Origin of the sequence: [Clostridium] celerecrescens 18A, from assembly GCF_002797975.1 — a bacterium.
GTDB lineage: Bacteria > Bacillota > Clostridia > Lachnospirales > Lachnospiraceae > Lacrimispora > Lacrimispora celerecrescens.
In genome coordinates this window covers 790,437-813,553 of sequence record NZ_PGET01000001.1, presented here as the reverse complement: position 1 = coordinate 813,553, position 23,117 = coordinate 790,437, and the positions used below count along the sequence as shown (strand labels likewise).

Sequence of the window (23,117 nt, the reverse complement as noted above, 5' to 3'; positions counted from 1 at the left end):
TCTCTAAACTTCAATCGACTTAATATAAAATTCCTGTCCGATATCTGTGGGACGGCCTTCTCCTTTACAAAAAGGACATTCAAAGGTGTAGGGTTTCCGGACAAATAATTTTCCGCAGGTGCTGCATTTAAGCTCAGGTGTTACCCTTTTAATATGAAGCTTTGCTTTTTCACAAGGAGTTCCTTCTGCTATTATGTCAAAATAAAGTTCAATGGAACTGGCCACATAACCGCAGGTATCTCCCACCACCAGATTAATGACCTTTATTTCCCCTGCGTGGTGTTTTTCAGCATATTCTCCGGCAATCTCTATGATTCGCTGGGTGATTGGGTATTCATGCATTTCACATATTCATCCCTTACATTTCCGTATGATGGCTCTGTGTATTGATTTTCCATCCTCAGACATTTCTTCGGACATACCTCACTGCAATAACCGCATTGAATACACTGAAGCCTCTCAATGCTCCAGAGAGCTTTCGATTTATCTGTCTGAATGGCTCCTGTGGGACACTTTCTTTCACACATCCCGCAGAATATACAATCATCCACCGATATCTCGATCTTTCCTCTGGTGCGTTCATATGTTTCCTTTCGCTTAACCGGATATGGAACCGTATAGGGACCATGTAACAGGTTTTTTAAAAGCGTCTTTGACATCCTTAATATAGACATACTATCCTCAATTCCGCTGTTCTTCCCAGCAATGATATCTTTGAACCGGGCCTATCATCGCTCGGTACAGCTGATGCATGGATCAATGGTAAGGATCAGAATCGGTACATCAGCAAGAGAACAGTTCTTTAAAGTCTCCAGCAAGGCCGGGATATTGGCAAAGGTGGGAGTACGGACCCTGACTCTGTCTAAGAATTTTGTTCCGTTTGCCTTTGCATAATAAAGCACTTCTCCTCTTGGCTGTTCCAAACGGGTAAAATGCTCTCCCTTTGGATTTCCTGTTACTTTTCTTTTAACCTCACCATCGGGAATGATGGCAATGCACTGCCTGATAAGATCAATGGACTGGTACAGTTCACCGATCCGGACTTTGGTTCTTGCATAGCAGTCCCCGCCCTGGTCTGTGACCGGCTTAAAATCCAGTTGATCATAGGCCGCATATCCCTGGGACCTTATATCCATTTCAATCCCGCTGGCCCTTGCCATAGGACCGACCGCTCCCAGTTCGAACGCTGCCTCCTTAGACAGTACGCCAATTCCTTTTGTGCGGAGCTTTACGGTGGAATCGTTTAAAAATACGGCGGCAGCCTCCTTTAATTCCCTCTCCATGGCGGTTAAGACCTCTTTCATCCTGTTTAAGGTCTCAGAAGAGATATCCTTTTTCACACCACCCACATCGCATACGGAAAATATGACCCTGCCTCCGGTAGTTTCTTCAAAAATATCCAGAACCTGTTCTCTTAACTTCCAGGACTGCATAAACAGGCTTTCAAATCCAAAGGCGTCTGCCAATAGGCCCAGCCATAAAAGATGGCTGTGGAGACGGGACAGCTCTGCCCATATGGTCCGAAGGAATTTTGCCCGTTCCGGGATTTCCACCTCCATAATGCTTTCTATAGACATACAGTATCCCATGCCGTGCATAAAGGAACAGATGCCGCAGATCCGCTCCGCAACATAAACATACTGCTGATAATCCTTCTTTTCTACCAGTTTTTCCAGACCTCTGTGAATATATCCGATTCTTGGGATCGCCTCAATAACCCTTTCATCCTCCAAAACCAGATCCAGATGGATCGGTTCCGGAAGCACCGGATGCTGAGGTCCAAACGGAACAATTGTCCTGTTTCCCATAAGTAGCCTCCATTCTGACGCCAAACAGCATCATACCTAATCATTCATATGAAACGGTGTCTTGACCGGAATCTTATATAAGGTATCGTTAAAGTCCGGCGTTATCCCCGTGATCTTTACTCCGAACAGTTCCTTTATCTCATTTTCATATAGAAAGGAATACGGAAAAATAATACTGATACTAGGCAGTTCCGTCTCTGTATCGGTTAAAATCCGCAGGTTCAAAAGCACATGATCCTTATCAAAGGAATAGGTCAATTCCATGCCGTCTTTATTGGTACAGGTAACAGCAACAAGCCGGTAACCGTCATTTTTTATTTTCAGCGTCTCCGCCAGCAGATCATTTGCGGAGATCTCTTTTAATATCTGTTCAGCCATAATTAGCCTCCTAATGAATCAATGTTTCTTTCTCTTTTCCTCCAGAATATCAAGCGCTTTCACAACGCCATCAATAATCGATTCCGGACGAGCTGCACAGCCCGGCACGTAAACATCCACCGGGATCACCTTCCCTACTCCGCCAACCACGTTATAGCATTCAGCAAATATACCTCCTGAAGTGGCACAGATTCCAACAGCCACCACTGCCTTTGGATCAGGCATCTGTTCATATAGCTGCTTTACTACTGGGATATTCTGCTCATTTACGCTGCCGGTAATAAGTAAAATATCCGCATGCTTCGGATTGCCTGTATTGATGATTCCAAATCGTTCCACATCGTAAAGAGGTGTAAGGCATGCCAGTACCTCTATGTCACAGCCGTTGCAGCTGGTTCCGTCATAATGCAGAATCCATGGCGATTTTTTTACAACACTCATATATCCTCCATTCCGCCTCTTGGCAGCTTTCATGACCTGCCAGGAATTTATCTGAAATATGACAGGATGATTAAGTTCACCGTACCCATGATTCCGGTTACGATCCACGCTGATTTAAGAGCCTGCTGCCACTTTACCCTGGCGGCTCCATTATCTATGATGATTTCGAGAAAATAAACCAGCAGGCATACGATGACTGCAAAAACACGGCTCATCGGTGCAGCAGTTGCAAAAAACACATACACAAGAGCCAGAGTAATAATCACCTCGTACCAGTGTGTTACCTCAATCACAGCCAGATCCTTACCGGAATACTCAGTGGTAATTCCCTTTACGATTTCCTGATGTCCATGATGGGACATGCTTAAGTCAAAGGGGGATTTTCTAAGCTTAAATGTCAGGATAAATAAAAGTCCAACAAACACTCCCGGAAGATAGACGATTGAGGGCGTTTGTGCCATCACGATATCCTTTACAAAAAAACTGTTCTCAGCATAATATAGTCCAACGCAGGTAAGCAGTACCATTGGCTCATAAGCCATGATCTGAAGCAATTCCCTTTCCGAACCAATGGTGTTATAAGGAGAATTGGATGCATAGCCGCCTAATACGAAAAATACGGAGCCAAGAGTCAGGGCAAATATCGCTAACAGGATATCTCCCCCTGAAAGAAGGATCACCGTGGTGAATACCACAAATGCGAGGGAGATATACACGAAGAAACGGTGCATGGAATTAACCTCTATGGATTCTTTCTGACACAGCTTCAGCACATCATAAAAAGGTTGAAGTAAGGGCGGTCCCTGTCTTCCCTGAAGCCTTGCTGATAACATACGGTCAATTCCTGTCAGCAGCCCTCCGGCAACAGGAGCAAGAACGGCGATCCCTATCATGATTAAAATATTCATATTACGCCATTCCTCCTATCATCATTATGACTCCGCCAACCAAAATTGCGGCAGCTATAACATCACTCCACGGAGTTAATCTCTTGGGGCCAAAATAATCTTCCATATACCAGTTGCTCAGTTCCATCTTTCGTTTTTCATTCATGGCTCCATAGAATGTTTCGTTATCCCCGGTGTTTTCTCCTGCCATATAAACCGGAACTTTTCTTCTTTTATCATTTTTATACATCGGAATAAAACTGATAGGCAAGAGGATGAGCATACTCAGCATACACAGCATCAGCTTAATATCATTCGTTCCGATAGGGATCAAAGCTGTCCTTCCAAATACTTCCGTCAGATAAGGAATCAGTGCGTATTTTGATACCAGCGGAAAGGTAAAGCAGGATACCACTACCATTCCCGCGAGGATTGTAATGGGAATCTCCTCATCCATGTGAAATTTGCTCTCAATCTGCTTGTTCATATTGGCCCTTGAAACCAGTTTCCCCATCCACTTTGTCCAATAAAACAATGTGGCGGCGCTGCCATAGGCCAGAATAATAACAGTAATCACATTATTGGAATCAATAAACGCCTTCATGGCTACCCATTTTGATATCAGCATTCCAAAAGGAGCCAGAAACATTCCGGCGATGCCGATCATCATATAGAGCGCAAGCTTTTTTGAAATCCCAAGGAGAACATCCATATTTTCCACATCCCGGTTTCCGATCTGATGCTCGATGGAACCAACGGATATGAAAAGCAGGGATTTGGATACTGCATGGAATATGATCAAAAGGATGGCAGCCCATAAGGATTCCTGGGTTCCGATGCTGGCACATATTACGATGAGCCCTAAGTTTGCCAAAGTGGAATAAGCTAAAATCTTCTTGGCATCACTTTGGGAAATAGCCATCAGGGAACAGGCAAGAAACGTGATTCCACCCACAAAGGTTACGGTTCTTCCAACAGCAGACGATCCTAACAGCGGCGCAAGACGGATGATTAAGTACACACCAGCTTTTACCATAGTTGCGGAATGCAGCAAAGCGGAAGAAGGAGTTGGTGCAACCATTGCTCCGAGAAGCCAGGAGGAAAATGGAAGCTGGGCTGATTTGGTAAGTGCAGCCAGAGACAGGAAAAATACAGGTATCATCATCTCCGCTTCCGGCTTCATGGAGGTAACCACTGACAATTCCAGAGTTTTATAATAAATGCCGATGAAAATGATTCCAGCTGCAAAAGCAACTCCGCCGCCCAGATTAATCACCAGAGCACGGAAGGAATTGTTTCTGGCTTCTTTTGTCCTTGTATAACCAATCAGCAGGAAGGAGCAAAGTGTCGTAAGCTCCCAGCAAAAAAACAACCATGTAAGATCATTGCTCAATACAATTCCAAACATAGCGGAAAGAAATAAAAATAGAACTGCGAAGAAGAAGCTTTTCCTTTCTTTATATTCTTTGTGGTGGATATGGTAAGTCTTCATATATCCCACCGCATAAATACAAATCAGGCTCCCTACCAGTCCAATAACCAGTACCATAATTGCCGTAAGTTTATCGAAAATCATGGCATGCTTAACTTCAATATTATGTTTTACCCTATATTCAAAACAAAGCATTGCAGCCGCCTGTACAAACGACAAAACCGAAATAACATACTTTTTATACCTGATGCCGATGGAAATCACATACACCGCAATTGCCGTCTCTATAATTGCCATGATAACCTCAATTGCTTTTTCCAAACGGAAGGACAAAGCAATTCCGCTCTTAAAATATAACCCTACAACTGTCAGTGTCAAAACAGCCGTACCTGCGGCTCCTACCCTGACAATCATATCTCTTACCTCATCGTTTTTGACCAGTAAGATTCCTAACGCTGCAGCCAATGGAAATAAAATCAAAACCGTAATCGCACCCATACACTCATCACCTTGCTTTTGTTTTATTATATCTGTCACAATCGAGAATAAAAAAAATCAACGATACCGTCAAAATTCTCCAGCTGTATGCTCTCTGCCGCATCATCGATTAATTCGTGCTCATTATATCACACTAAAAGTGGTTGTCAATGTTTTGTTTTATGTACAATTTACACAATTTTTACACTAAAAAACACAGTTCAAAAAACCAATTCAAAAGAATTTGAGAGCACTCCATAAATCAGAATAAAAGGGGGAAATACAAGATAAAATCATATATTTTTGCAAAAATATATACAACTTCTTAACAGACTTCCAAAAATAACGCTCAATTTTTTAACGAAATTTTAACTTTTCTGCAGGAAACCGGTGTGTGAAGAAATCGTTAAATTAATAGAAAAGGCATCCGAATGGCCTTTCAGATGCCTTTTCCAGTCCTCAATGCTTAATCAGAAACTTCTCTCCATGCCTGCCGATCCAGTGGTTTATTCCAGGGTATTTTGGCTTCCGCAGCCATTTTTAGAATAGAGATAGCTATATAAAATTCCGTGCCTGATTTCGTCTGTGATAATTTCAACCATCATATTTATATGGAGGCGAGATTGCATGGCATATAAAATCTTACGGTATTTTTGTACTGCATTCTGCTCACCTAACAAGGCTCTTGACAAACCAGCGCAATAGCTTTCCGGCTCTACAAAAGCTTCTCCTTCCGTAGATGGGGGCATCTCACCGGTTAAATCCTGATAAATTTGCCGGAACAATGTATAATGTCCTATTTCATTGTCACGGATACCGGATATAATCTGCTTATCCTCTTCTGAGGAAGCCTGGTTTATTAACCACATATAAAATACCCTGTCCTCCGTCTCACCCGATAGTGCTTCCAGAATCAATTCAAGGGCACCATCAAGATTCTGTGGATATGTGAAAATGTCAGGATTCATCATCTGTTGAAATGACAGGGGAGATGCCGGTGTATTCCAATATGGTGGAATATAACCATATGAATATGGCTGGTAACCTTCGTAATCGTAATAACCCATTTTGTTATCTCCAAATAAGAGTCTTTCCATATTCTATGATATTTTTGAATAACCAGTGTTGGTTTTAGGCAAAATTATTGGAAATATGATATTATATAACAAAGATGCAGAAAGAGGAGGTATCGTATGGAACAGAAACTCCCAACTACAATTGGAGAATACATTGCAGGCCAACGCCAGGATATACAGGCTATTCTGGAAAAGCTGTACCAGACCATAAAAGAGGCAGCACCGGAAGCAACGGAAAAAATCAGCTGGGGAATGGCCACATTTGACTATTACGGCAATCTGGTACATTTCTCGGCAGGGAAAAAGCATGTGGGATTTCATCCGGCCCCATCCGCAATCAATGCCTTTCAGGAAGAACTGAAGGAATACCATTACTCAAAGGGCACGGTCCAGTTTCCATATGACAAGCCCCTCCCCCTTGAGCTTATAGGAAGGATGGTCCGCTTTCGGACAGCCGAACAGGCCGTTCTTCTGGAAGAGAAAAAAGCGGGAAAAACAAAAGAAAAGACATTGCGCCCCCGCTATCCCATGCCCGATGATGTAATGGCGGAGCTTTGGAAAGAGAATTTAACAGAGGCCTACAATGCCCGTCCTTCTTATCAAAAAAATGACTATATCGGCTGGATCACAAGGGCCAGGCGTCCGGAAACCCGCAAAAAACGGATCGACCAGATGCTTGATGAGCTGCGGTCCGGCGATGCCTATATGGGCATGGTATATTCCCCTAAAAAAAATACAAAGACCGGTCATTCCTGACCGGTCTTTGATAATCACGGACCAAATCTTAATAATTCTTAATTCCCCTGGATTTCATTGTTATTCTATCCATAAATGATATAATTTTTCATATTAAATTAATAAAAAGGAGACTGCCGATCCATGAATACATTGATATTGGTAGTGGATGATGATGCTGACATCCGGGAAGTCCTTCGCATTCAGCTGGAAAGCAAAGGCTATTCCGTGTCAGAAGCAGCAAACGGAAGTGATGCAGTCGCGGCCGTCACAGATAATCCTGATATTGATCTTATTATTTTAGACATTATGATGCCAGATTTATCAGGAATCGATGCCTGTACCCAGATCCGTAGGATATCTTCTGCCCCCGTTTTGTTTTTAACCGCAAAGTCAAAAGAATGTGATAAGACAGAAGCCTATGAAAACGGCGGTGATGATTATCTTGTAAAACCATTTTCACAGGCAGAGCTTCTCATGAAGGTCCGTTCTCTTTTAAGACGATATGTTGTTTATAAAGGGAAAGGAGCACCTCTTTCCAATAGCTCAGAGATCCGGCTGCAGGATCTTATGATCGATACCGCAGGCCATTTTGTTTATCGGGAAAATCAAAAAATCGAGCTTACGGACACAGAGTTCCAGGTTTTGATGTATCTGGTAAGGAACAGAGGAAAAGCCAAGGATGCACAATCAATCTACGAGGGCGTATGGAATGATAAGTTCCTCCCTTCTTCCACGAATACTGTTATGGTACACATTTTAAAGCTTCGAAAAAAACTGGAATTGGATTTTAACAATCCCACCATCATACGAACCGTTTGGGGAAAGGGCTATCAGATCGATGAAGCATAAATGGATCTCGTCTTTACGATATAAGCAAGTATTTGTATTGATCTTTGGCGCGGTCATCAGCTTTGGGATGTATTTTGCCTCCCAGGCTTTTGGCGATTATCTGGTATCCAGGAACCATATGAATGAAGATGCCGCCTGGAAACGTTTGACCGGTTATCAAAACTCTTTTGAAAATTACATTAATAAATACAACATATCAGTGAAAAATGTAAGATCCATTTCCAAATGGGTAAAGAACCATAAATACGTCTACGTAACTATTTTTAACGGCAACGAGATCATCTACGAATCCGGATTCTGGAATGATGCATACGCTCCCTATGAAACTGCCAGTTCCATTGGGGAAAGCAGCAAACAGGCCATACGGGATATTACCTTCAGCGACGGTACCTATTCCGTGTCCATCATTGATTCCTCGGAAATCAAATGGTATAACCTGGTAACTTATATTTCATGGGGAGTATTTTTCCTGTTTCTGTTTGTGATCCTGATTTTCTATAACCACCGGATCATTGCCCGGATCATGCAATTGTCAAAAGAGGTATCCCTGATTGAAAAAGGGGATCTGGAGCAGCCCATTTTCTATAAAGGGAATGATGAGATTGCATTGCTGGCAAAAAATGCGGATAACATGAGAAATTCTATTATTACACGATATAAGAGCGAAAAGGACGCCTGGGAAGCAAACAGTGAGCTGATCACTTCCATGTCCCATGACATCAGGACTCCCCTTACTTCACTGATCGGCTACTTGGAAATACTGGAATCCAAAAGCTATCATTCGGAAGAACAATTAGACAAATACATCAAAAGCTGCAAGAATAAATCCATTCAGCTAAAGGAATTATCTGACCGTCTGTTCCAGTATTTTCTTGTATTCGGCAAAGAGAAGATATTGATGCAGATGGAGACCTTTGACGCTAAGATCCTTCTCCAGCAGCTGCTTATGGAGTACGTATTTGATCTTGGCAACCTGGGGCTTGACGTAAAAACAGAATTTGTAGAGGAATCCTGCAGCATAACCGCTGATATCCAATATTTAAGACGGTTATTTGATAATCTGTTTTCCAATGTAAGAAAATACGCCGGCATCGATAGGCCGGTCTTTGTCAAAAGCCATATAGACGGCAATGACCTGATCATCACCATCTCCAATGAGATCCGTACGGACAGCATGTTTTTAGAAAGCACCAACATTGGACTTAAAACCTGCCTGAAAATAGTAGAACAGATGAATGGTACCTTTGAGATACAAAAAAACCGGACAAATTTTAAAGTTCGTGTGACGTTTCCAATCGAACCAGACAGAGAGGAGTAACAACCTATGAGAAACGTACTTGAGTATCTTGAACACTCTGCAAGCATCTATCCTGAGAAAATTGCGGCGGTAGATCAGGAGAATAGCTGTTCTTATAAGGAACTGTTATTACATGCAAAACGGATCGGCAGCTTTCTTTCCGGTTATGAATCACCGGGAAACCCTGTTGTGGTTTTTATGGATAAAAGTGTGAAGGCTCTTACAACATTCATGGGCATTGTATATTCCGGCTGTTTTTATGTACTGATCAGCCCGGCACAGCCGGCTGTTCGGATCAGCCAGATTCTTAAGGTGCTTAAAGCAAATTCTGTCATCACCTTAGGGGATACCAGGGTAATGCCCGAAGGCGTGGAATTTTCCGGCAATCTGTTTGATTACCATGAGATTGTGAAAAGCGAAATAAGGGAGGAGTCCCTAACACTTATCCGTGATCTTTCCCTGGATATCGATCCACTGTACTGCAACTTTACCTCAGGCTCTACCGGCGTCCCTAAGGGGGTATTGGTGAGCCACCGGTCGGTGATTGATTTTATGGAATATTTTCCTTCCATGTTCGGCATAACCGGGGAGGACAAAATCGGGAATCAGGCCCCCTTTGACTTTGATGTGTCTGTTAAAGATATCTACTCCACCCTTAAAGCGGGAGCCACCATGGTCATAATCCCGAAAAAATTATTTTCCATCCCGACGGAGCTCCTAGACTTCTTATGCGAACACCAGGTAACAACCCTGATCTGGGCGGTTTCCGCTCTGTGCCTGATTCCCCAATTAAAGGGATTCACCTATAGGGTTCCCTCCAGGGTTAATAAGGTCTTATTCAGCGGCGAAGCAATGCCTGTTAAGCATTTAACAACCTGGCAGAATTACCTCCCTGATGCGATCTACGTAAACTTATACGGACCTACAGAAATCACATGCAACTGTACCTACTACCCTGTGGAACGGAAATTTGAAGCCCATGAAACCCTTCCTATTGGAAAGGCATTTCCCAATGAAAAGGTCTTCCTCCTGGATCAGGATGACAAACTAGTCACTGAAAAGGACCAGATTGGAGAGATTTGCGTATCCGGAACTGCTTTGGCCCTGGGATATTATAACAATCCGGAGCAGACAAAAAAGGTATTTGTCCAGAATCCCCTTAACATGCACTGCCTGGAAACAATTTACCGGACCGGGGACCTGGCCTTCTACCATGAGAACGGGGAGCTTTGCTTTGCCGGACGCAAGGACTTTCAGATCAAGCACATGGGACACCGCATAGAACTGGAAGAGATCGAAGCCGTCATAAACAGCTATCCGCTCATTCAGCGGGCATGCTGCGTCTTTGATGAGGAGAAAAACCGGATCGGGGCATTTTATGTCGGTGGTATGGAGGGAAGGGAAATTTCAGTACGGATGAGGGAATCTCTTCCGGTTTATATGATTCCATCCGCGTTTTATTCCCTACCGGAACTGCCAGTCACTGCTAACGGAAAAATAGACAGAAAAAAATTATTGGAAGTGTGTAAAGGAAAACAGCCATGAACGAGATAAGGTTTGAATATGACATTCATGAGTACCACCCCCCCTTCTACATTTTTGATACGGATATCCTAGCTGAACAGATCAGAAAAATCAGGGATTTTCTTGGAGAGGACGTGGAATTATGCTATGCCATGAAGGCCAATTCATTTGTCATTAAGGATTTAGAGGAAGTAGTGGACTCCTTTGAGGTCTGCTCTCCCGGCGAATTCACCATCTGCGAAAGAGCCGGAATCGACATGGGGAAAGTTATCATGTCCGGTGTACATAAGAAGCCTGAGGACATAGAATACGCGCTGAGACATTATGGAGATAAGATCATTTATACCGTCGAGTCCCTCTCCCACTGGCAGATTCTTAGAGACTGCAGCTCAAAGCTTCAAACACCCATACGCGTCCTCCTCCGCCTGACGTCCGGGAATCAGTTCGGTATGGATGAAAGCATGATCCGGCAGATCATGGAAGGCGGCTCCCATGAATTTATAACCATTGAAGGTATCCAGTACTTTTCCGGAACCCAAAAGAAATCAATAGCAAAACTGGAAAACGAACTTCATATGCTGGACCAGTTATGCCGGGAATTAAATCAGGAATACGGCTTTCCTGTCAAACGGCTGGAGTATGGTCCCGGTCTTCCTGTCTGCTATTTTGAAGGTGAGAAAAATGAAGAAGATCAGATGTTAAATGGCCTTGCCAAGTGCATCAAAAATCTTTCGTTCGGCGGCAGGGTCACACTGGAGATGGGTAGATTTATCGCCGCACCTTGTGGATTCTACGTGACCAGCGTGGTGGATCAGAAGACAAACAAGGGAGAGCCCTACTGCATTGTTGACGGCGGTATCCACCAGCTAAATTATTACGGGCAAATGCTGGCCATGAAAAAGCCGCCTATCCTTCATTTTAATCACCGGGAAGGAGAGAAAAAAGAATGGACGGTCTGCGGCTCTCTTTGCACGGTGAATGATGTGCTTGTAAAGAAATACCCTTTTCAAAACCTGCAGATAGGAGACCGGATCATATTCCAAAAAACCGGTGCTTATTCTGCAACAGAAGGCATGTCCTTATTTTTAAGCCGGGATCTGCCGCAGATCCTTCTCTATTCTGCTAAAGACAACTTCCATATTGCAAGACCTCATTTACAAACGAATGCTTTCAATTATTTTCAACTATAAAGGAGACAAAACCATGGAACAATTATTAGAGATCTTAAATGATATTAACCCAGGCATTGATTATGAAACAGAAACAAGACTCATTGACGGAGGGCTCTTAGACTCGTTTTCCATTCTCTCTCTCATACCGGAGCTCGAAGATGCATTTGGCATTGAGATCACTCCCATAGACATGATACCCGCTAATTTTAACTCTGCAAAGGCAATTTGGGATATGATCCATCGGTTAAATGAGGAATAAAGGATGGCCTACAATTCACTCCTGTACCTATTCATCTTTATGCCGGTTGTATTGCTGGCCTATCAGCTTGCGCCCCAAAGCTTCCGTTATAAAGTACTGCTTACTGCCAGTTATGTCTTTTTTCTTTCTTTTAGCGGAAAGCTGCTGGTATACCTGCTTTTTTCCACCCTTTCCATTCACCACACCGGTCTGTGGCTTACTTCCTGTAAAAAGGACTTTCTATCGGCAGTTCACGCCCCCGAGAATAAAAAGGCAGAAAAAGCAGCCTATGAGACCAAACGCCGCAGGATCTTATGGCTTGGGATCGGATTGCAGCTTAGCATTTTATTGATTTTAAAATACTCAGGTTTCTTTTTCGAAAACTTTAACCTGGTATTAAAAGCAGTATCTTTCCCAAGGCTTCTGCCTGCCATGAAGTTCGCCCTGCCAATCGGTATTTCCTTTTACACCCTGCAGGCGGTCTCATACCTGATCGACGTTTATTATGAAAAAATAGAGGCTGACGACAATTTAGGCAGACTGGCCTTGTATCTCTCCTTCTTTCCAACACTGTTGGAAGGCCCTATCTGCCGCTACTCCCAGACTGCCAAAGCCCTCTGTCAGGGAAAGCCTTTGGAATACAAGAACGTCACTTACGGCCTTCAGCGGATCATGTGGGGATTATTTAAAAAACTTGTTATTGCAGACCGGCTTAATCTGCTTGTGGAAACGATCTTTGATACCCCCAATCATTACGGCGGGATCATCGTTATCACTGGTGCCGTTTTATATACCTTTCAGCTATATGCAGATTTTTCCGGCTGTATTGACATGACCATCGGTACAGGAGAAATGTTTGGAGTATCCATTCCCGAAAACTTCCGTCAGCCCTTTTTCTCCAAAACCGCATCGGAATTCTGGAGACGCTGGCATATCACCCTTGGCGCCTGGTTAAAGGATTATATCTTTTATCCCATATCCCTAACCAAATTCGTCAAGAATCTGGGAAAGAAATCACGGGCGAAATTCGGAAAGCATTTGGGGCAGATTATCTCCTCTTCTGCCGCTTTGTTTGGCGTGTGGATCTTAAACGGACTGTGGCACGGAACAGGCTGGAACTATATTTTCTTTGGAATGTATTATTTTGTCCTCATTCTCATGGGGAATCTGTTGGAACCGGCGGTCCAAAGGATTACAAGTACCTTAAGGATCGATAGGACCTGCAGCTTGTACAGGAGTTTTCAGACAGTGAAGCTGCTTTTCCTTGTATTTACAGGAGAACTTTTCTTCCGGGCCAGCAATCTGACCGCCGGCATGAATATGTTCCGGTCCATTTTCACCGGCTTTCACTGGTCTGCGGTCACTGACGGCTCACTCCTTAAGCTTGGTCTGACTCTGCCGGATTTCATTGCCGTATTCTTTGGTTTTCTTGCGGTATATGCCGTGGGCGTGATCCATGAACGGGGGATCTCTATCCGTGAAAGGATTTCCGGCTGGAATATGTTTGCCCGCTGGACCTTCCTTTACGCCGCAATCCTCCTTGTCATAGTTTTGGGGGCATACGGCGAAGGATATATACCTGCAAAACTAATTTATGCCGGATTTTAAGGGGTGATGAGATGAAGAGCAAAAACAGGATAAAAACATTGTCATTTTTAACCGGACTTTTTCTTTTATTGTACATTGCCTCCTACCTGCTGATTCCATACAATAACATGGGAGACAGCTTATATAAAAAGGCAAACGGCATCCTAAAGGAACCAAAAAACACCATAGATTATGTGGCGATCGGGGACAGCGAATGCAGCGCCAGCATTTCACCCATGGAAGTATGGAATGATTACGGCTACACAGGATATAACTGCGGCGTCCCAAGCCAGCAGCTTCAGGATACTTACTATCTGCTGGATCGGGTGCTTAAAAACCAGCAGCCAAAGGTTGTTTTCCTGGAAACCAATGCATTTTACCGGGATTTTAAATACATCAATACCCTTGAAACTTCCATCGAAGAAACAGTCAAAAAAATATTTCCCATTTATAAATACCATGACAACTGGAAATACTTTCATTTTTATATGCTGAAAACTTTAGGCCATAGGATAAAGCAGGAGCAGCCTACGGTTTATAAGGGATATCAGTACAGCGCAATCGTGAATCCCTACAAACGAGGGCCTTATGTCACTGAAACAGACGATGTTTATGTGATTGACGAGCAGCCCTTACTATACTTAAACAAAATCGCTGGCCTGTGCAGGCATAAGGATATCCAGCTGATCCTATACAGCGCACCTTCGCCAAAATGCTGGTCCTACGCCAAGCACAATGCAGCCGCAGCCTATGCCAACGAAAACCAGCTGACTTACATTGACTTAAATTTAGATATCGATACCCTGGGCATTGACTGGGCAAACGATTCCCGCGATGACGGTGATCACTTAAACTACTTTGGAGCAAAAAAAGTATCAGACTATATGGGGAAATATTTATCAGAGCACACAGACTTAACCGACCACCGGAAAAATGATCTGTTTGCAGGCTGGAACAAAGAGTATAAAAATTATCTCAAACTGACGGAACAGCATTAACACTTAAAGAGCATTGGGCAGCTGGAATACAGGCTGTTTCCAATGCTCTTTTGTCACTATTTTTGTATGTAATAGGACATGAAATCCGCCAGCTTATCACATGCCACTTTTAACTGGCTTAGCTCCGGAAGGTAAACGACCCGGAAATGATCCGGTTTTTCCCAGTGGAACCCGCCTCCATGAGTCAGCAGAATCTTCTTATCCTTTAAAAAGTCTAATACAAACTTTTCATCATCATAAATATTAAATTTACTGGTATTAATTTTAGGAAACATGTAAAAGGCTGCTTTTGGTTTTATCACCGAAATTCCCGGAATCTCATTTAACGCCTGGTAGGTGTATTTTCTCTGTTCGTATATTCTCCCGCCCGGTATCATCAATTGTTTTGTTTCCTCCTCCATTTCCAGTGCAGCCTCGATCACGGACTGGGCCGGAACATTGGAGCAAAGCCTCATGGAGGACAATAAGTTTATCCCTTCCACATACCCTTTTGCAAAGGATTTATCACCGCAAAGGCTCATCCAGCCACAGCGGTATCCTGCAATTAGATGGGACTTTGAAAGGCCATTGAATGTGATGGTCAAAAGATCCGGTGCCAGAGAGGCAATAGATACATGTTCCAGGCCGTCAAATACTAGTCTGTCATAAATTTCATCTGCAAAGATGATCAGTCCATGTTTCCGGCATACTTCCACAATCTCCTCAAGGACTTCCCTGGGATACAGGGTTCCGGTAGGATTGTTGGGGTTGATGATGACAATCCCCTTGGTTCTGCTTGTAATTTTACTTTTGATATCGTTGATATCCGGGTACCACTCCGCCTCTTCGTCGCACATGTAATGGACAGCGGTTCCTCCCGAAAGTGTTACGGACGCAGTCCATAAAGGATAGTCCGGAGAAGGTACCAGAATCTCATCCCCACTGTTTAACAGCCCCTGCATGGCTAAGGTAATCAGTTCGCTTACGCCATTTCCCGTGTATACATCATCTACAGTAACTTGTTCAATCCCTTTTTTCTGACAGTATTTTACAATGGCCCTTCTGGCTGACAGCAGCCCTTTGGAATCCGAGTAGCCTTCCGTACAGGACAGGTTTTCATTCATTTGCTTAAGCAGTTCTTCCGGCGCACGAAAACCAAAGGGAGCCGGATTTCCAATGTTTAATTTTAATATATCAACTCCCTGATCGATCATCCGGTTTGCTTCATCCATGACCGGACCTCTGATATCATAACACACATGATCCAGCTTACTGGATTTTTCAAAATTTCTCATCATTGCTCTCCTCTTTCTATGTAATTTAATAAGTGAAGGTAATAAAAAAACGCCCTAAACGTCGAAACGTTTAGGGCGAATGTACAATCCGTGTTACCACCTAAATTCAGAGAAATCTCTGCACTCTCTACGATACCATCATATCGTGCCCCTGTAACGTGGGAATACGTTGAAGCCTACTAAACATCTCCTTGAAATCAGGGAAACCATTTTTCGGTTCAAAGCTCCGAGACTGCTTCGATATACTAAAATAAAGATTCGCACCAACCATCTTCTCTCTGAAATTTATTGTATATGTACTATTTCTCTTCATTGCCTTTTCACTATTTCCGCAATAATAACACAGGCAGGAAGAATTGTCAATTACTAAAAATAATTTATCACCGCGGATAACCCTGTCTTAAATTTCCTCATCTGCCGGGAACCGGATTCCTCCTTTATGTCTTGCAGTTGTCTGAATTTCGCTTACAAGCAGGGTGTGGTCCAGAAGCTGATAGCACCTTTCCAGATCATTACCGCAGATCATATCCTGGAATTCCATAAATTCATTCACCATACGGTGTTCGAAATTATCTTCATTTACAAGGGATTTAGTCTCATCATTCCTGATGATTTCAAAGCCTCTGCAGATGCTGGCAGGCGTATCCTGACGGATGACCCCCTTCTCCCCCTGGATATAATTAGCGGCAGAAGCCTTGCAGTCCTTTGCTCCAATGCAAGTACATTTAAAAGTGCCGTAGTCCAAAATTAAAATTCCAGAGGTATCAATCCCTCTCTCCACATTGGGGAAGTATTCCACCTTAAGCGGTCTTCCGAATAATCCTGCAACATAATGGATGTTATAGATATTAATGTCCATGAGCGCACCGCCGGAACAATTGGGATCAAAGGCAGGCAGAATGCGCCCCTCTTTGAAGCTGTCATATCTACTGGAGTACTGGGAATAGTTGAACTGAACGATTTTTATGTTTCCCAGGGTTGGCAGAAGCTCTTTAATTCTTTTATAATTCGGCAGATACAGGGTCGTAACAGCTTCAAATAAAAACAGCCTTTTTTCTCTTGCCAGCCCGCTTAATATATGGGCTTCTTTAAAGGTGGTGGTAAAGGGTTTTTCTATAATCACATGCTTTCCTGCCTCCAGTGCCTCTTTCGTAAACTGAAAGTGCAAATGGTTAGGCAGAGCCACATAAACCGTATCTACATCACTGTTTAAGAAGTCCTGATAATCTGTAAAAATTTGTTTTATGTTATATTTTTCACCAAGTTCTCTTCCCACTGCTTCACTTCTTTTCGTACAGCAAATGGCCGCAAGCTCCACCTTATCCAAATAATGAACGATTGGCAGAAACTCCTTTACAATCTTCCCTGATCCAATAATGCCTAATTTCATCCTTATCTCCTCTCAAGTACAAATTAGTGGTTACTTTATCCCACACTACCTTACCATACCCAATGCTGCACCAGACACATATGGAATCAGCCAGATAATCCATACAATAATGCTGAACTTGTGAAAATCAGCTCTGGCTTCTTTATTATCCCTTACCACAACTATGGTAGCCCAAACCGCATGAAACACCATTAACAGAATGGCAAGAAGGCCGGTTACTCCGTGAAAATTAAGCTGGAAACCGTTAGAGGCGAGTTTATCCATTAATAAGGTGCCGATGGTATCAAAGACCAGGCCTAACCAGAAAATTACCAGATGCCACTTTTTTAGCTGGCCCTGGATCCGTTCGCTCCATACGCCGATCGTATAAAATACCAATGCCAAAGTAATCGATATCACTGCATAAACTAGCATGAAAATCCTCCTTTTATGCGAAATCCGCCAAGAACTGCTGCTTAAATAACCTTTCTTAATTCACCGGTAACAGAATCTATTACCAGACCGTGTATCATGATCTCCTCCGGAACAAATGGATGGTTGCGAATCAGATCAACGGAATTTTTGATGGACAAATCCAGATCCTTAAATCCTCCCAGCCATGAATCAAAATCAATGCCATAGTATTTTACCAGGTCGATATTCTTTTGCTCGATTCCCCGCTGTTTCATTTTTTCAATGATTTTCTTGCTGTCCGTATGTCTGGCCCCGCAATCGGTATGACCGATTACGAGGATTTCCTTGACATCCAATTCATAAATACCGATCAGCAGGCTCCTCATGGCACTTCCAAATGGGTGGGATATAATACCCCCGGCATTTTTGATGATTTTTGCATCCCCATTTTTAAGCCCAAGGGCCATCGGCAATAATTCCGTTAATCTTGTGTCCATACAGGATACAATAGCGACTTTTTTATCCGGAAACTTATTGGTAATATATTTTACATATCCTTTGTTTTCAACAAACTCTTTATTGAATTTCAGTATTTCATTAATCATCCTTCATTCTTCTTCCGCATTTTTATTTCAGTCCTGTCAGTCAACCGGATATCCGCAATCCGCTTCGTTACTTTATGAGGTTAAAACAGTTTCAGATAATCTCCGTATCCTTCCTTCTCCATCTTTTCTTTGGGAATAAACCTTAAAGAAGCGCTGTTAATACAATAGCGCAGTCCTCCACGGTCTATAGGACCATCGTCAAATACATGGCCCAGATGGGCATCTCCCAGCTTGCTCCTCACTTCCGTGCGTATTCTTCCAAAGCTCCGGTCCTCATGGGTCTTAATGATCTCTGAGTCAATCGGCTTAGAAAAGCTGGGCCAGCCGCAGCCTGACTCAAATTTATCAGTTGACATAAAAAGCGGTTCCCCTGTTGTAATATCTACATAAATTCCCTCATCGAATTTATCAAAGTATTCATTTTGAAAGGGAGGCTCTGTTGCACTGTTGTGTGTTACTTCAAACTGCAGACTCGTTAAGTTTTCTTTTAATTCTTCCGTTGTTCTTTTTCCATATTTTTTGCTTTTATCCTCCGCCTTCTTTGCCTTTTCAAATTTATCGGCACCAATATGGCAGTATCCTCCTGGGTTTTTGTCCAAATATTTCTGATGGTACTCCTCTGCCCGGTAGTAACAGGAAAGAGGCTTTACTTCAATCGCTATTTTTTCTTTATATTTTTTCTGAAGCTCATTTATGGAATCCTGGATCACTGTCTCATCCCTGTCAGCCGTGAAATAGATTCCTGTCCGGTACTGGGAACCAACATCGCCTCCCTGGCGGTTCACGCTTATGGGATTGATCACGTCATAATAAAGCTGCAGCAAATAGGTAAGACCTATTATGCTGTCGTCGTATTCCACCTTCACCGTTTCTGCATGCCCGGTATCATAGCTGCATACTTCCTTATAAGTCGGATTCTCTGTTTTACCATTGGCATATCCCACCTCTGTAAACAGGATGCCCGGAATATTTTCCAGGTACTTTTCTGTTCCCCAAAAGCATCCGCCTGCCAGATAAATTTCTTTCTTCATAGAAATCACCTCTCTCTAAAAGTATAAAAAACTGCCTTTTTCTCCATCATGGAATCAAATGATATGATATTCTTCCATCAGCTTCAACGCTGACTTCACGATCTGAGCCGTCATACCCCATATGATCCAGTCTTCATATCTATAAAACAAGACGTCATAAGTTCCTTTTGCCCAAGGGTATTTTACCCCTCCCGGAATCCATTCATACGGAAAATCCTCCGGCGGCTCCGAAATCAGTTTACTCACAAATCTCTCTGGTTCCTGACTGCGGAGTAAATCCAGTGGTATTTTTATAACTTCTTCTACTTCATCTCTGCTGAATGTGTCCTGATAATCACTTATAGTGCCAATAAATGGATGGATCATTAAGTTAAAGGGTGACAGATAAATATCTCCCGGTCCCATCACCTCAATCTGCTGAGGAGATATGTTCAGTTCTTCAACTGTCTCACGTACCGCACATTCCTGAAGGGTTTCTCCAGCTTCAAGCTTTCCGCCTGGAAAACAAACCTCTCCCGGCTGCCGCTTTAACTCATTAGACCTTTTTTCAAATAGCAGATAAGTGACTCCTGAAATATGGATCAGGGGAATCAGAACCGCATACTGCCTGAATTTTTCTTCTCCGATCATTCCAGGTCGCCGGATTGAAAATTGTTCTTTTTCCAGAATAATGGCCTCCTTCCGCTTGAAGTTTTGTGAATCAGCCCGGGCATGGACCGATCCTCAAAACCATGGGATAAATGCTATATAAATTTTACACTAAATCTTATATAATAACAATAGTAATTCCTACTTATATACTATATATTCATCCTTTTTTTCCATGTGCCAGACCGGCAGAATGATATTAGGAAGATGCGTAACTACTATGATTCATGATTGGAATCTTAAAGCTTTTTTCAGATTATTGTGCTATAATCCCTTTAAATCTTCAAAAAAGAAACATGGGGATATGCGTTAAAAGTGACAGGAGGAGATGAAATCAACAATGAAACAGAATCCTTACGATAACAAAGCATTCTTTGAAAAATACAGTCAAATGGACCGTTCTACAAAAGGGCTTGCCGGTGCAGGGGAATGGAAGACTCTTGAATCAATGCTGCCAGAATTCAAAGCCAAACGGGTGCTGGATTTAGGCTGTGGATTTGGCTGGCATTGTCAGTATGCCATAGAGCATGGGGCCAAAGCTGTTACAGGCATTGACATTTCCGAAAAAATGCTTGCAATTGCTAAGGAAAAGACAAGTGATAAAATCTGTTATCACAACATGCCAATAGAAGAAATATCTTTCAGTGAAAATACATTTGATGCAGTCATAAGCTCTCTTGCGTTCCACTATCTGGAATCATTTGAACAGATTGTTGAAAAGGTATCCTGTTGTCTTGTTAAGGGCGGTGATTTTGTCTTTTCTGTAGAGCACCCGGTTTTTACAGCGTATGGCAGTCAGGAATGGTATTACGATGAAACCGGAAAGATCCTTCATTTTCCGGTTGACAATTACTTTTTTGAGGGACATAGACAGGCCAGTTTCCTTGGAGAAAATGTTACGAAATATCATAAGACCCTGACCACCTATTTGAATGGTTTGATACAGGCAGGCTTTGAATTAACCGGTGTTGTGGAACCTCAGCCATCAGAGCATCTGCTTCAAACCGTGGAAGGCATGGAAAATGAGCTTCGCCGGCCCATGATGCTGATCATTTCAGCAAGGAAAAAATAACGTTATCAGAACGAGAAAAAGGGAGCCTATTCGCTCCCTTCTATACAAAACCGCCAAAGGTAGTCTCTGGCCTCCTCTGCATAGTCAATTCCTACACGTTTTGTTTCAATGATATTGAAATTTTTGTCTGTGCCTTCCTCAAAATAGACCTGATCCCCGCATAAGTCTATGCCGTTAAAGCTTCTATCCAATGATAATGCGCTGCAAAACTTTCCCGGTCCGTTTATAAGACCCTTGCGCTGGCTTTTGGAAAGCTGCTCATACTCCTTTCCAAATCTCTTTTGCGCCATCCACCGGATTCCCTCCAATGGTTCGGCAGCCCTTATTAAAACTGCCTGTGGAATCCCCTTCTCCCTTGTTACTACATTGAAGCAGCTGTACATCCCATAGATAAGAAACATATAAGCATAACCAGGATCTCCATACATCACTTCCACCCTTGGTGTCCTCTTTCCGCCGTAAGAATGGGCAGCCTTATCTTCAACGCCCATATATGCCTCTGCCTCTGTAATCTTAACGGCGAGTCTCTGTCCCTCAATCTCGTGGACAAACACCTTTCCCAATAGATCCCTGGCAACCAGGACCGAATCCCTGTTATAGAATTCTCTGTCTAGTTTTTTCATCCCCTCAGCCTTCCTTTCGTATCATAGCGACGATGAATTTTTGAAAGCAGATTATCATCCGCCCTATTTGAACATTGTACTGGAATTTAGTACCGAAGTACTGTATACAAAAAGCACATCCTGATCATCAAAGGTCATATAATCACCGATCAAATTACTGGCAATGTAACGGATGTCAACCATGGTCACTTTGGAATATCCATCAAGCAAAAGGGGCGCCAGACTGCTTCCAAAGGAATCCCGGAATATCACAAGCTCTTTTCCGTTTTTTACATTTGGATTGGTGATTTCCAAAAGGGCCGCCGCACCGGATAAATACACATCATAAGGATCATTTCCTGTAAGCTTTTGGGTATCATACACGGCTGTGGTCTTTCCTGTCTCCCAATTATAAACGGTACAGGCATCTATAGGGCCACTGGTAAGATATTTCAGTTTGTCCGGTCTCATGGGAAGGGCACAATGCCCATAATATACTCCGTAAAAGGGTTTATCCGCTTCGATTTCCTTATATTGTCCGGCGTTTACCTTCTCTTCTCCTAAAGCATTACGGATTTTATCCGCGGCCTTAATGATCCGCTCCTGTTTCCAGTGAATATCTGTCTTATAGTAATCTTCAATTTCCAAAATATCCGTTAGATCTATATACTGCGCAAAATCTGTATCTGCCTTCATCATATCAAACAGCTTCTGATAGTCCATGGAGGGATAGCCATTTGCCTGGGAGAGAAAATACCCCTTGTCAGGAACAATGGTTAGATAGGTTTTTACGTCTTTACCATCCATATATGTTTCATACAGATACCGGAACTTTTCCGCCGCTTTTTGAATGGAAGCTTCATTCAAGGGGTACTCCATTTTTACGGCATAGCCATCCTGAATATAGATACCGTTATTATCCTTCTGACCCAATGGATAAAACCTAACATACGCTTTTATGGTACGGTATAAAAAGCGGCAGGGAAACTGGTCTTTGGCATATTGCTCAAAGCCCTCCATAAAACCTGCCGTAACAAGGCTTTTAAGAGTAAATTCGGGAAAACCGGCAAGCGTTCTTCTTTCACTGGCTGATATTTCCTGTGTTGGTGAAAGCCAGGAAGAAAGCGCCAGAAGAACCCATGCCGTTCCTACCAAAATCACAATCATCCGATTTGTTTTTCTATTCTTCATTCCTGCCCT

Annotated in this window: 25 protein-coding genes and 1 other annotated feature; of the genes, 9 read left to right on the top strand and 16 right to left on the bottom strand. The window is 42.9% G+C overall.

Translation table 11 applies throughout. The features are described 5' to 3' along the window. Window positions 1–3: 3 nt before the first annotated feature. From H171_RS03915 to H171_RS03880, 8 genes are all read right to left on the bottom strand, one after another. Window positions 4–342: a hydrogenase maturation nickel metallochaperone HypA/HybF gene (locus tag H171_RS03915; protein WP_100303981.1), complete on the bottom strand. Its 339-nt coding sequence runs from the start codon at window positions 340–342 to the stop codon at window positions 4–6. Next, window positions 309–674: a 4Fe-4S dicluster domain-containing protein gene (locus H171_RS03910; protein WP_025233828.1), complete on the bottom strand. Its 366-nt coding sequence runs from the start codon at window positions 672–674 to the stop codon at window positions 309–311. Before H171_RS03910 ends, H171_RS03915 begins: the two co-directional genes overlap by 34 nt. A 54-nt stretch (window positions 675–728) precedes the next feature. Then, on the bottom strand, window positions 729–1,808 hold the full coding sequence (locus tag H171_RS03905; protein WP_100303980.1) for a hydrogenase large subunit: 1,080 nt from the start codon (window positions 1,806–1,808) through the stop codon (window positions 729–731). 36 nt (window positions 1,809–1,844) lie between these two features. Continuing rightward, the gene (locus H171_RS03900; RefSeq protein WP_100303979.1) at window positions 1,845–2,186 is read right to left on the bottom strand and encodes an NADH-quinone oxidoreductase subunit C; all 342 of its coding nucleotides are present in this window, start codon (window positions 2,184–2,186) and stop codon (window positions 1,845–1,847) included. A gap of 18 nt (window positions 2,187–2,204) precedes the next feature. Further along, complete coding sequence (locus H171_RS03895) at window positions 2,205–2,627, bottom strand: NADH-quinone oxidoreductase subunit B family protein (protein WP_100303978.1); 423 nt, start codon at window positions 2,625–2,627, stop codon at window positions 2,205–2,207. Window positions 2,628–2,674: 47 nt separating this feature from the next. Next, entirely contained in the window at window positions 2,675–3,535 is an 861-nt protein-coding gene (locus H171_RS03890) for a respiratory chain complex I subunit 1 family protein (protein WP_100303977.1), read from the bottom strand. A 1-nt stretch (window position 3,536) separates the two neighbouring features. Beyond that, on the bottom strand, window positions 3,537–5,444 hold the full coding sequence (locus tag H171_RS03885) for an NADH-quinone oxidoreductase subunit 5 family protein (RefSeq protein WP_100303976.1): 1,908 nt from the start codon (window positions 5,442–5,444) through the stop codon (window positions 3,537–3,539). A 485-nt stretch (window positions 5,445–5,929) separates the two neighbouring features. Beyond that, window positions 5,930–6,490 carry a ferritin family protein gene (locus H171_RS03880; RefSeq protein ID WP_157803112.1) on the bottom strand — a complete coding sequence of 187 codons (561 nt, stop codon included), beginning with the start codon at window positions 6,488–6,490 and terminating at the stop codon, window positions 5,930–5,932. Between the two features lie 126 nt (window positions 6,491–6,616). Between H171_RS03880 and H171_RS24785 the strand changes: the two genes are divergently transcribed. From H171_RS24785 to H171_RS03840, 8 genes are all read left to right on the top strand, one after another. Then, complete coding sequence (locus H171_RS24785) at window positions 6,617–7,255, top strand: DUF1801 domain-containing protein (protein WP_100303975.1); 639 nt, start codon at window positions 6,617–6,619, stop codon at window positions 7,253–7,255. A 123-nt stretch (window positions 7,256–7,378) separates the two neighbouring features. Then, window positions 7,379–8,086 carry a response regulator transcription factor gene (locus tag H171_RS03870; RefSeq protein WP_100303974.1) on the top strand — a complete coding sequence of 236 codons (708 nt, stop codon included), beginning with the start codon at window positions 7,379–7,381 and terminating at the stop codon, window positions 8,084–8,086. Further along, entirely contained in the window at window positions 8,076–9,404 is a 1,329-nt protein-coding gene (locus H171_RS03865; RefSeq protein ID WP_100303973.1) for a HAMP domain-containing sensor histidine kinase, read from the top strand. Before H171_RS03870 ends, H171_RS03865 begins: the two co-directional genes overlap by 11 nt. Window positions 9,405–9,410: 6 nt before the next feature. Further along, complete coding sequence (locus tag H171_RS03860; RefSeq protein ID WP_100303972.1) at window positions 9,411–10,928, top strand: amino acid adenylation domain-containing protein; 1,518 nt, start codon at window positions 9,411–9,413, stop codon at window positions 10,926–10,928. Beyond that, window positions 10,925–12,097, top strand: coding sequence for a diaminopimelate decarboxylase family protein (locus H171_RS03855; protein ID WP_100303971.1), 1,173 nt, complete (start codon window positions 10,925–10,927; stop codon window positions 12,095–12,097). The genes H171_RS03860 and H171_RS03855 overlap by 4 nt, the downstream gene beginning before the upstream one ends. A 13-nt stretch (window positions 12,098–12,110) precedes the next feature. Continuing rightward, entirely contained in the window at window positions 12,111–12,338 is a 228-nt protein-coding gene (locus H171_RS03850) for an acyl carrier protein (protein ID WP_100303970.1), read from the top strand. A 3-nt stretch (window positions 12,339–12,341) separates the two neighbouring features. Beyond that, window positions 12,342–13,925 carry an MBOAT family O-acyltransferase gene (locus H171_RS03845; RefSeq protein ID WP_100303969.1) on the top strand — a complete coding sequence of 528 codons (1,584 nt, stop codon included), beginning with the start codon at window positions 12,342–12,344 and terminating at the stop codon, window positions 13,923–13,925. Between the two features lie 11 nt (window positions 13,926–13,936). Next, window positions 13,937–14,902, top strand: coding sequence for a hypothetical protein (locus tag H171_RS03840; protein WP_100303968.1), 966 nt, complete (start codon window positions 13,937–13,939; stop codon window positions 14,900–14,902). 56 nt (window positions 14,903–14,958) lie between these two features. Here the strand turns inward: H171_RS03840 and H171_RS03835 are convergent, their stop codons facing one another. From H171_RS03835 to H171_RS03810, 6 genes are all read right to left on the bottom strand, one after another. Then, window positions 14,959–16,176, bottom strand: a complete 1,218-nt coding sequence (locus tag H171_RS03835) for a pyridoxal phosphate-dependent aminotransferase (RefSeq protein WP_100303967.1) — start codon at window positions 16,174–16,176, stop codon at window positions 14,959–14,961. A gap of 68 nt (window positions 16,177–16,244) precedes the next feature. Next, window positions 16,245–16,498 (bottom strand) — a binding site (T-box leader). 78 nt (window positions 16,499–16,576) lie between these two features. Next, the gene (locus tag H171_RS03830) at window positions 16,577–17,566 is read right to left on the bottom strand and encodes a Gfo/Idh/MocA family protein (protein ID WP_100303966.1); all 990 of its coding nucleotides are present in this window, start codon (window positions 17,564–17,566) and stop codon (window positions 16,577–16,579) included. Between the two features lie 45 nt (window positions 17,567–17,611). Beyond that, the gene (locus tag H171_RS03825; protein WP_100303965.1) at window positions 17,612–17,980 is read right to left on the bottom strand and encodes an HsmA family protein; all 369 of its coding nucleotides are present in this window, start codon (window positions 17,978–17,980) and stop codon (window positions 17,612–17,614) included. A 41-nt stretch (window positions 17,981–18,021) separates the two neighbouring features. Further along, window positions 18,022–18,564: a beta-class carbonic anhydrase gene (locus tag H171_RS03820; RefSeq protein WP_100303964.1), complete on the bottom strand. Its 543-nt coding sequence runs from the start codon at window positions 18,562–18,564 to the stop codon at window positions 18,022–18,024. Between the two features lie 80 nt (window positions 18,565–18,644). Continuing rightward, window positions 18,645–19,595, bottom strand: a complete 951-nt coding sequence (gene msrB / locus H171_RS03815) for a peptide-methionine (R)-S-oxide reductase MsrB (RefSeq protein WP_100303963.1) — start codon at window positions 19,593–19,595, stop codon at window positions 18,645–18,647. A gap of 54 nt (window positions 19,596–19,649) precedes the next feature. Continuing rightward, on the bottom strand, window positions 19,650–20,225 hold the full coding sequence (locus tag H171_RS03810; RefSeq protein WP_242976854.1) for an NUDIX hydrolase: 576 nt from the start codon (window positions 20,223–20,225) through the stop codon (window positions 19,650–19,652). A gap of 358 nt (window positions 20,226–20,583) precedes the next feature. Between H171_RS03810 and H171_RS03805 the strand changes: the two genes are divergently transcribed. After that, on the top strand, window positions 20,584–21,315 hold the full coding sequence (locus H171_RS03805) for a class I SAM-dependent methyltransferase (protein ID WP_100303961.1): 732 nt from the start codon (window positions 20,584–20,586) through the stop codon (window positions 21,313–21,315). A 26-nt stretch (window positions 21,316–21,341) separates the two neighbouring features. On the opposite strand, the gene H171_RS03800 is transcribed toward H171_RS03805, so the two are convergent. Continuing rightward, window positions 21,342–21,938: a DNA-3-methyladenine glycosylase gene (locus tag H171_RS03800; protein ID WP_100303960.1), complete on the bottom strand. Its 597-nt coding sequence runs from the start codon at window positions 21,936–21,938 to the stop codon at window positions 21,342–21,344. Window positions 21,939–22,001: 63 nt separating this feature from the next. Then, window positions 22,002–23,108 carry a DHHW family protein gene (locus tag H171_RS03795; RefSeq protein WP_100303959.1) on the bottom strand — a complete coding sequence of 369 codons (1,107 nt, stop codon included), beginning with the start codon at window positions 23,106–23,108 and terminating at the stop codon, window positions 22,002–22,004. Window positions 23,109–23,117 lie beyond the last annotated feature (9 nt).

Excerpts from the sequence above, each read along its gene's own strand:
- H171_RS03810 (WP_242976854.1), bottom strand. The coding sequence starts at position 20,225 with ATGATCGGAGAAGAAAAATTCAGGCAGTATGCGGTTCTGATTCCCCTG.
- H171_RS03820 (WP_100303964.1), bottom strand. The coding sequence starts at position 18,564 with ATGATTAATGAAATACTGAAATTCAATAAAGAGTTTGTTGAAAACAAA.
- H171_RS03885 (WP_100303976.1), bottom strand. The coding sequence starts at position 5,444 with ATGGGTGCGATTACGGTTTTGATTTTATTTCCATTGGCTGCAGCGTTA.
- H171_RS03845 (WP_100303969.1), top strand. The coding sequence starts at position 12,342 with ATGGCCTACAATTCACTCCTGTACCTATTCATCTTTATGCCGGTTGTA.
- H171_RS03865 (WP_100303973.1), top strand. The coding sequence starts at position 8,076 with ATGAAGCATAAATGGATCTCGTCTTTACGATATAAGCAAGTATTTGTA.
- H171_RS03840 (WP_100303968.1), top strand. The coding sequence starts at position 13,937 with ATGAAGAGCAAAAACAGGATAAAAACATTGTCATTTTTAACCGGACTT.
- H171_RS03825 (WP_100303965.1), bottom strand. The coding sequence starts at position 17,980 with ATGCTAGTTTATGCAGTGATATCGATTACTTTGGCATTGGTATTTTAT.
- H171_RS03895 (WP_100303978.1), bottom strand. The coding sequence starts at position 2,627 with ATGAGTGTTGTAAAAAAATCGCCATGGATTCTGCATTATGACGGAACC.
- H171_RS03850 (WP_100303970.1), top strand. The coding sequence starts at position 12,111 with ATGGAACAATTATTAGAGATCTTAAATGATATTAACCCAGGCATTGAT.
- H171_RS03835 (WP_100303967.1), bottom strand. The coding sequence starts at position 16,176 with ATGAGAAATTTTGAAAAATCCAGTAAGCTGGATCATGTGTGTTATGAT.
- H171_RS03855 (WP_100303971.1), top strand. The coding sequence starts at position 10,925 with ATGAACGAGATAAGGTTTGAATATGACATTCATGAGTACCACCCCCCC.
- H171_RS03870 (WP_100303974.1), top strand. The coding sequence starts at position 7,379 with ATGAATACATTGATATTGGTAGTGGATGATGATGCTGACATCCGGGAA.
- H171_RS03915 (WP_100303981.1), bottom strand. The coding sequence starts at position 342 with ATGCATGAATACCCAATCACCCAGCGAATCATAGAGATTGCCGGAGAA.
- H171_RS03890 (WP_100303977.1), bottom strand. The coding sequence starts at position 3,535 with ATGAATATTTTAATCATGATAGGGATCGCCGTTCTTGCTCCTGTTGCC.
- H171_RS03910 (WP_025233828.1), bottom strand. The coding sequence starts at position 674 with ATGTCTATATTAAGGATGTCAAAGACGCTTTTAAAAAACCTGTTACAT.
- H171_RS03900 (WP_100303979.1), bottom strand. The coding sequence starts at position 2,186 with ATGGCTGAACAGATATTAAAAGAGATCTCCGCAAATGATCTGCTGGCG.
- msrB (WP_100303963.1), bottom strand. The coding sequence starts at position 19,595 with ATGAAGAAAGAAATTTATCTGGCAGGCGGATGCTTTTGGGGAACAGAA.
- H171_RS03860 (WP_100303972.1), top strand. The coding sequence starts at position 9,411 with ATGAGAAACGTACTTGAGTATCTTGAACACTCTGCAAGCATCTATCCT.
- H171_RS03795 (WP_100303959.1), bottom strand. The coding sequence starts at position 23,108 with ATGAAGAATAGAAAAACAAATCGGATGATTGTGATTTTGGTAGGAACG.
- H171_RS03880 (WP_157803112.1), bottom strand. The coding sequence starts at position 6,490 with ATGGGTTATTACGATTACGAAGGTTACCAGCCATATTCATATGGTTAT.
- H171_RS03830 (WP_100303966.1), bottom strand. The coding sequence starts at position 17,566 with ATGAAATTAGGCATTATTGGATCAGGGAAGATTGTAAAGGAGTTTCTG.
- H171_RS03805 (WP_100303961.1), top strand. The coding sequence starts at position 20,584 with ATGAAACAGAATCCTTACGATAACAAAGCATTCTTTGAAAAATACAGT.
- H171_RS03800 (WP_100303960.1), bottom strand. The coding sequence starts at position 21,938 with ATGAAAAAACTAGACAGAGAATTCTATAACAGGGATTCGGTCCTGGTT.
- H171_RS03905 (WP_100303980.1), bottom strand. The coding sequence starts at position 1,808 with ATGGGAAACAGGACAATTGTTCCGTTTGGACCTCAGCATCCGGTGCTT.
- H171_RS24785 (WP_100303975.1), top strand. The coding sequence starts at position 6,617 with ATGGAACAGAAACTCCCAACTACAATTGGAGAATACATTGCAGGCCAA.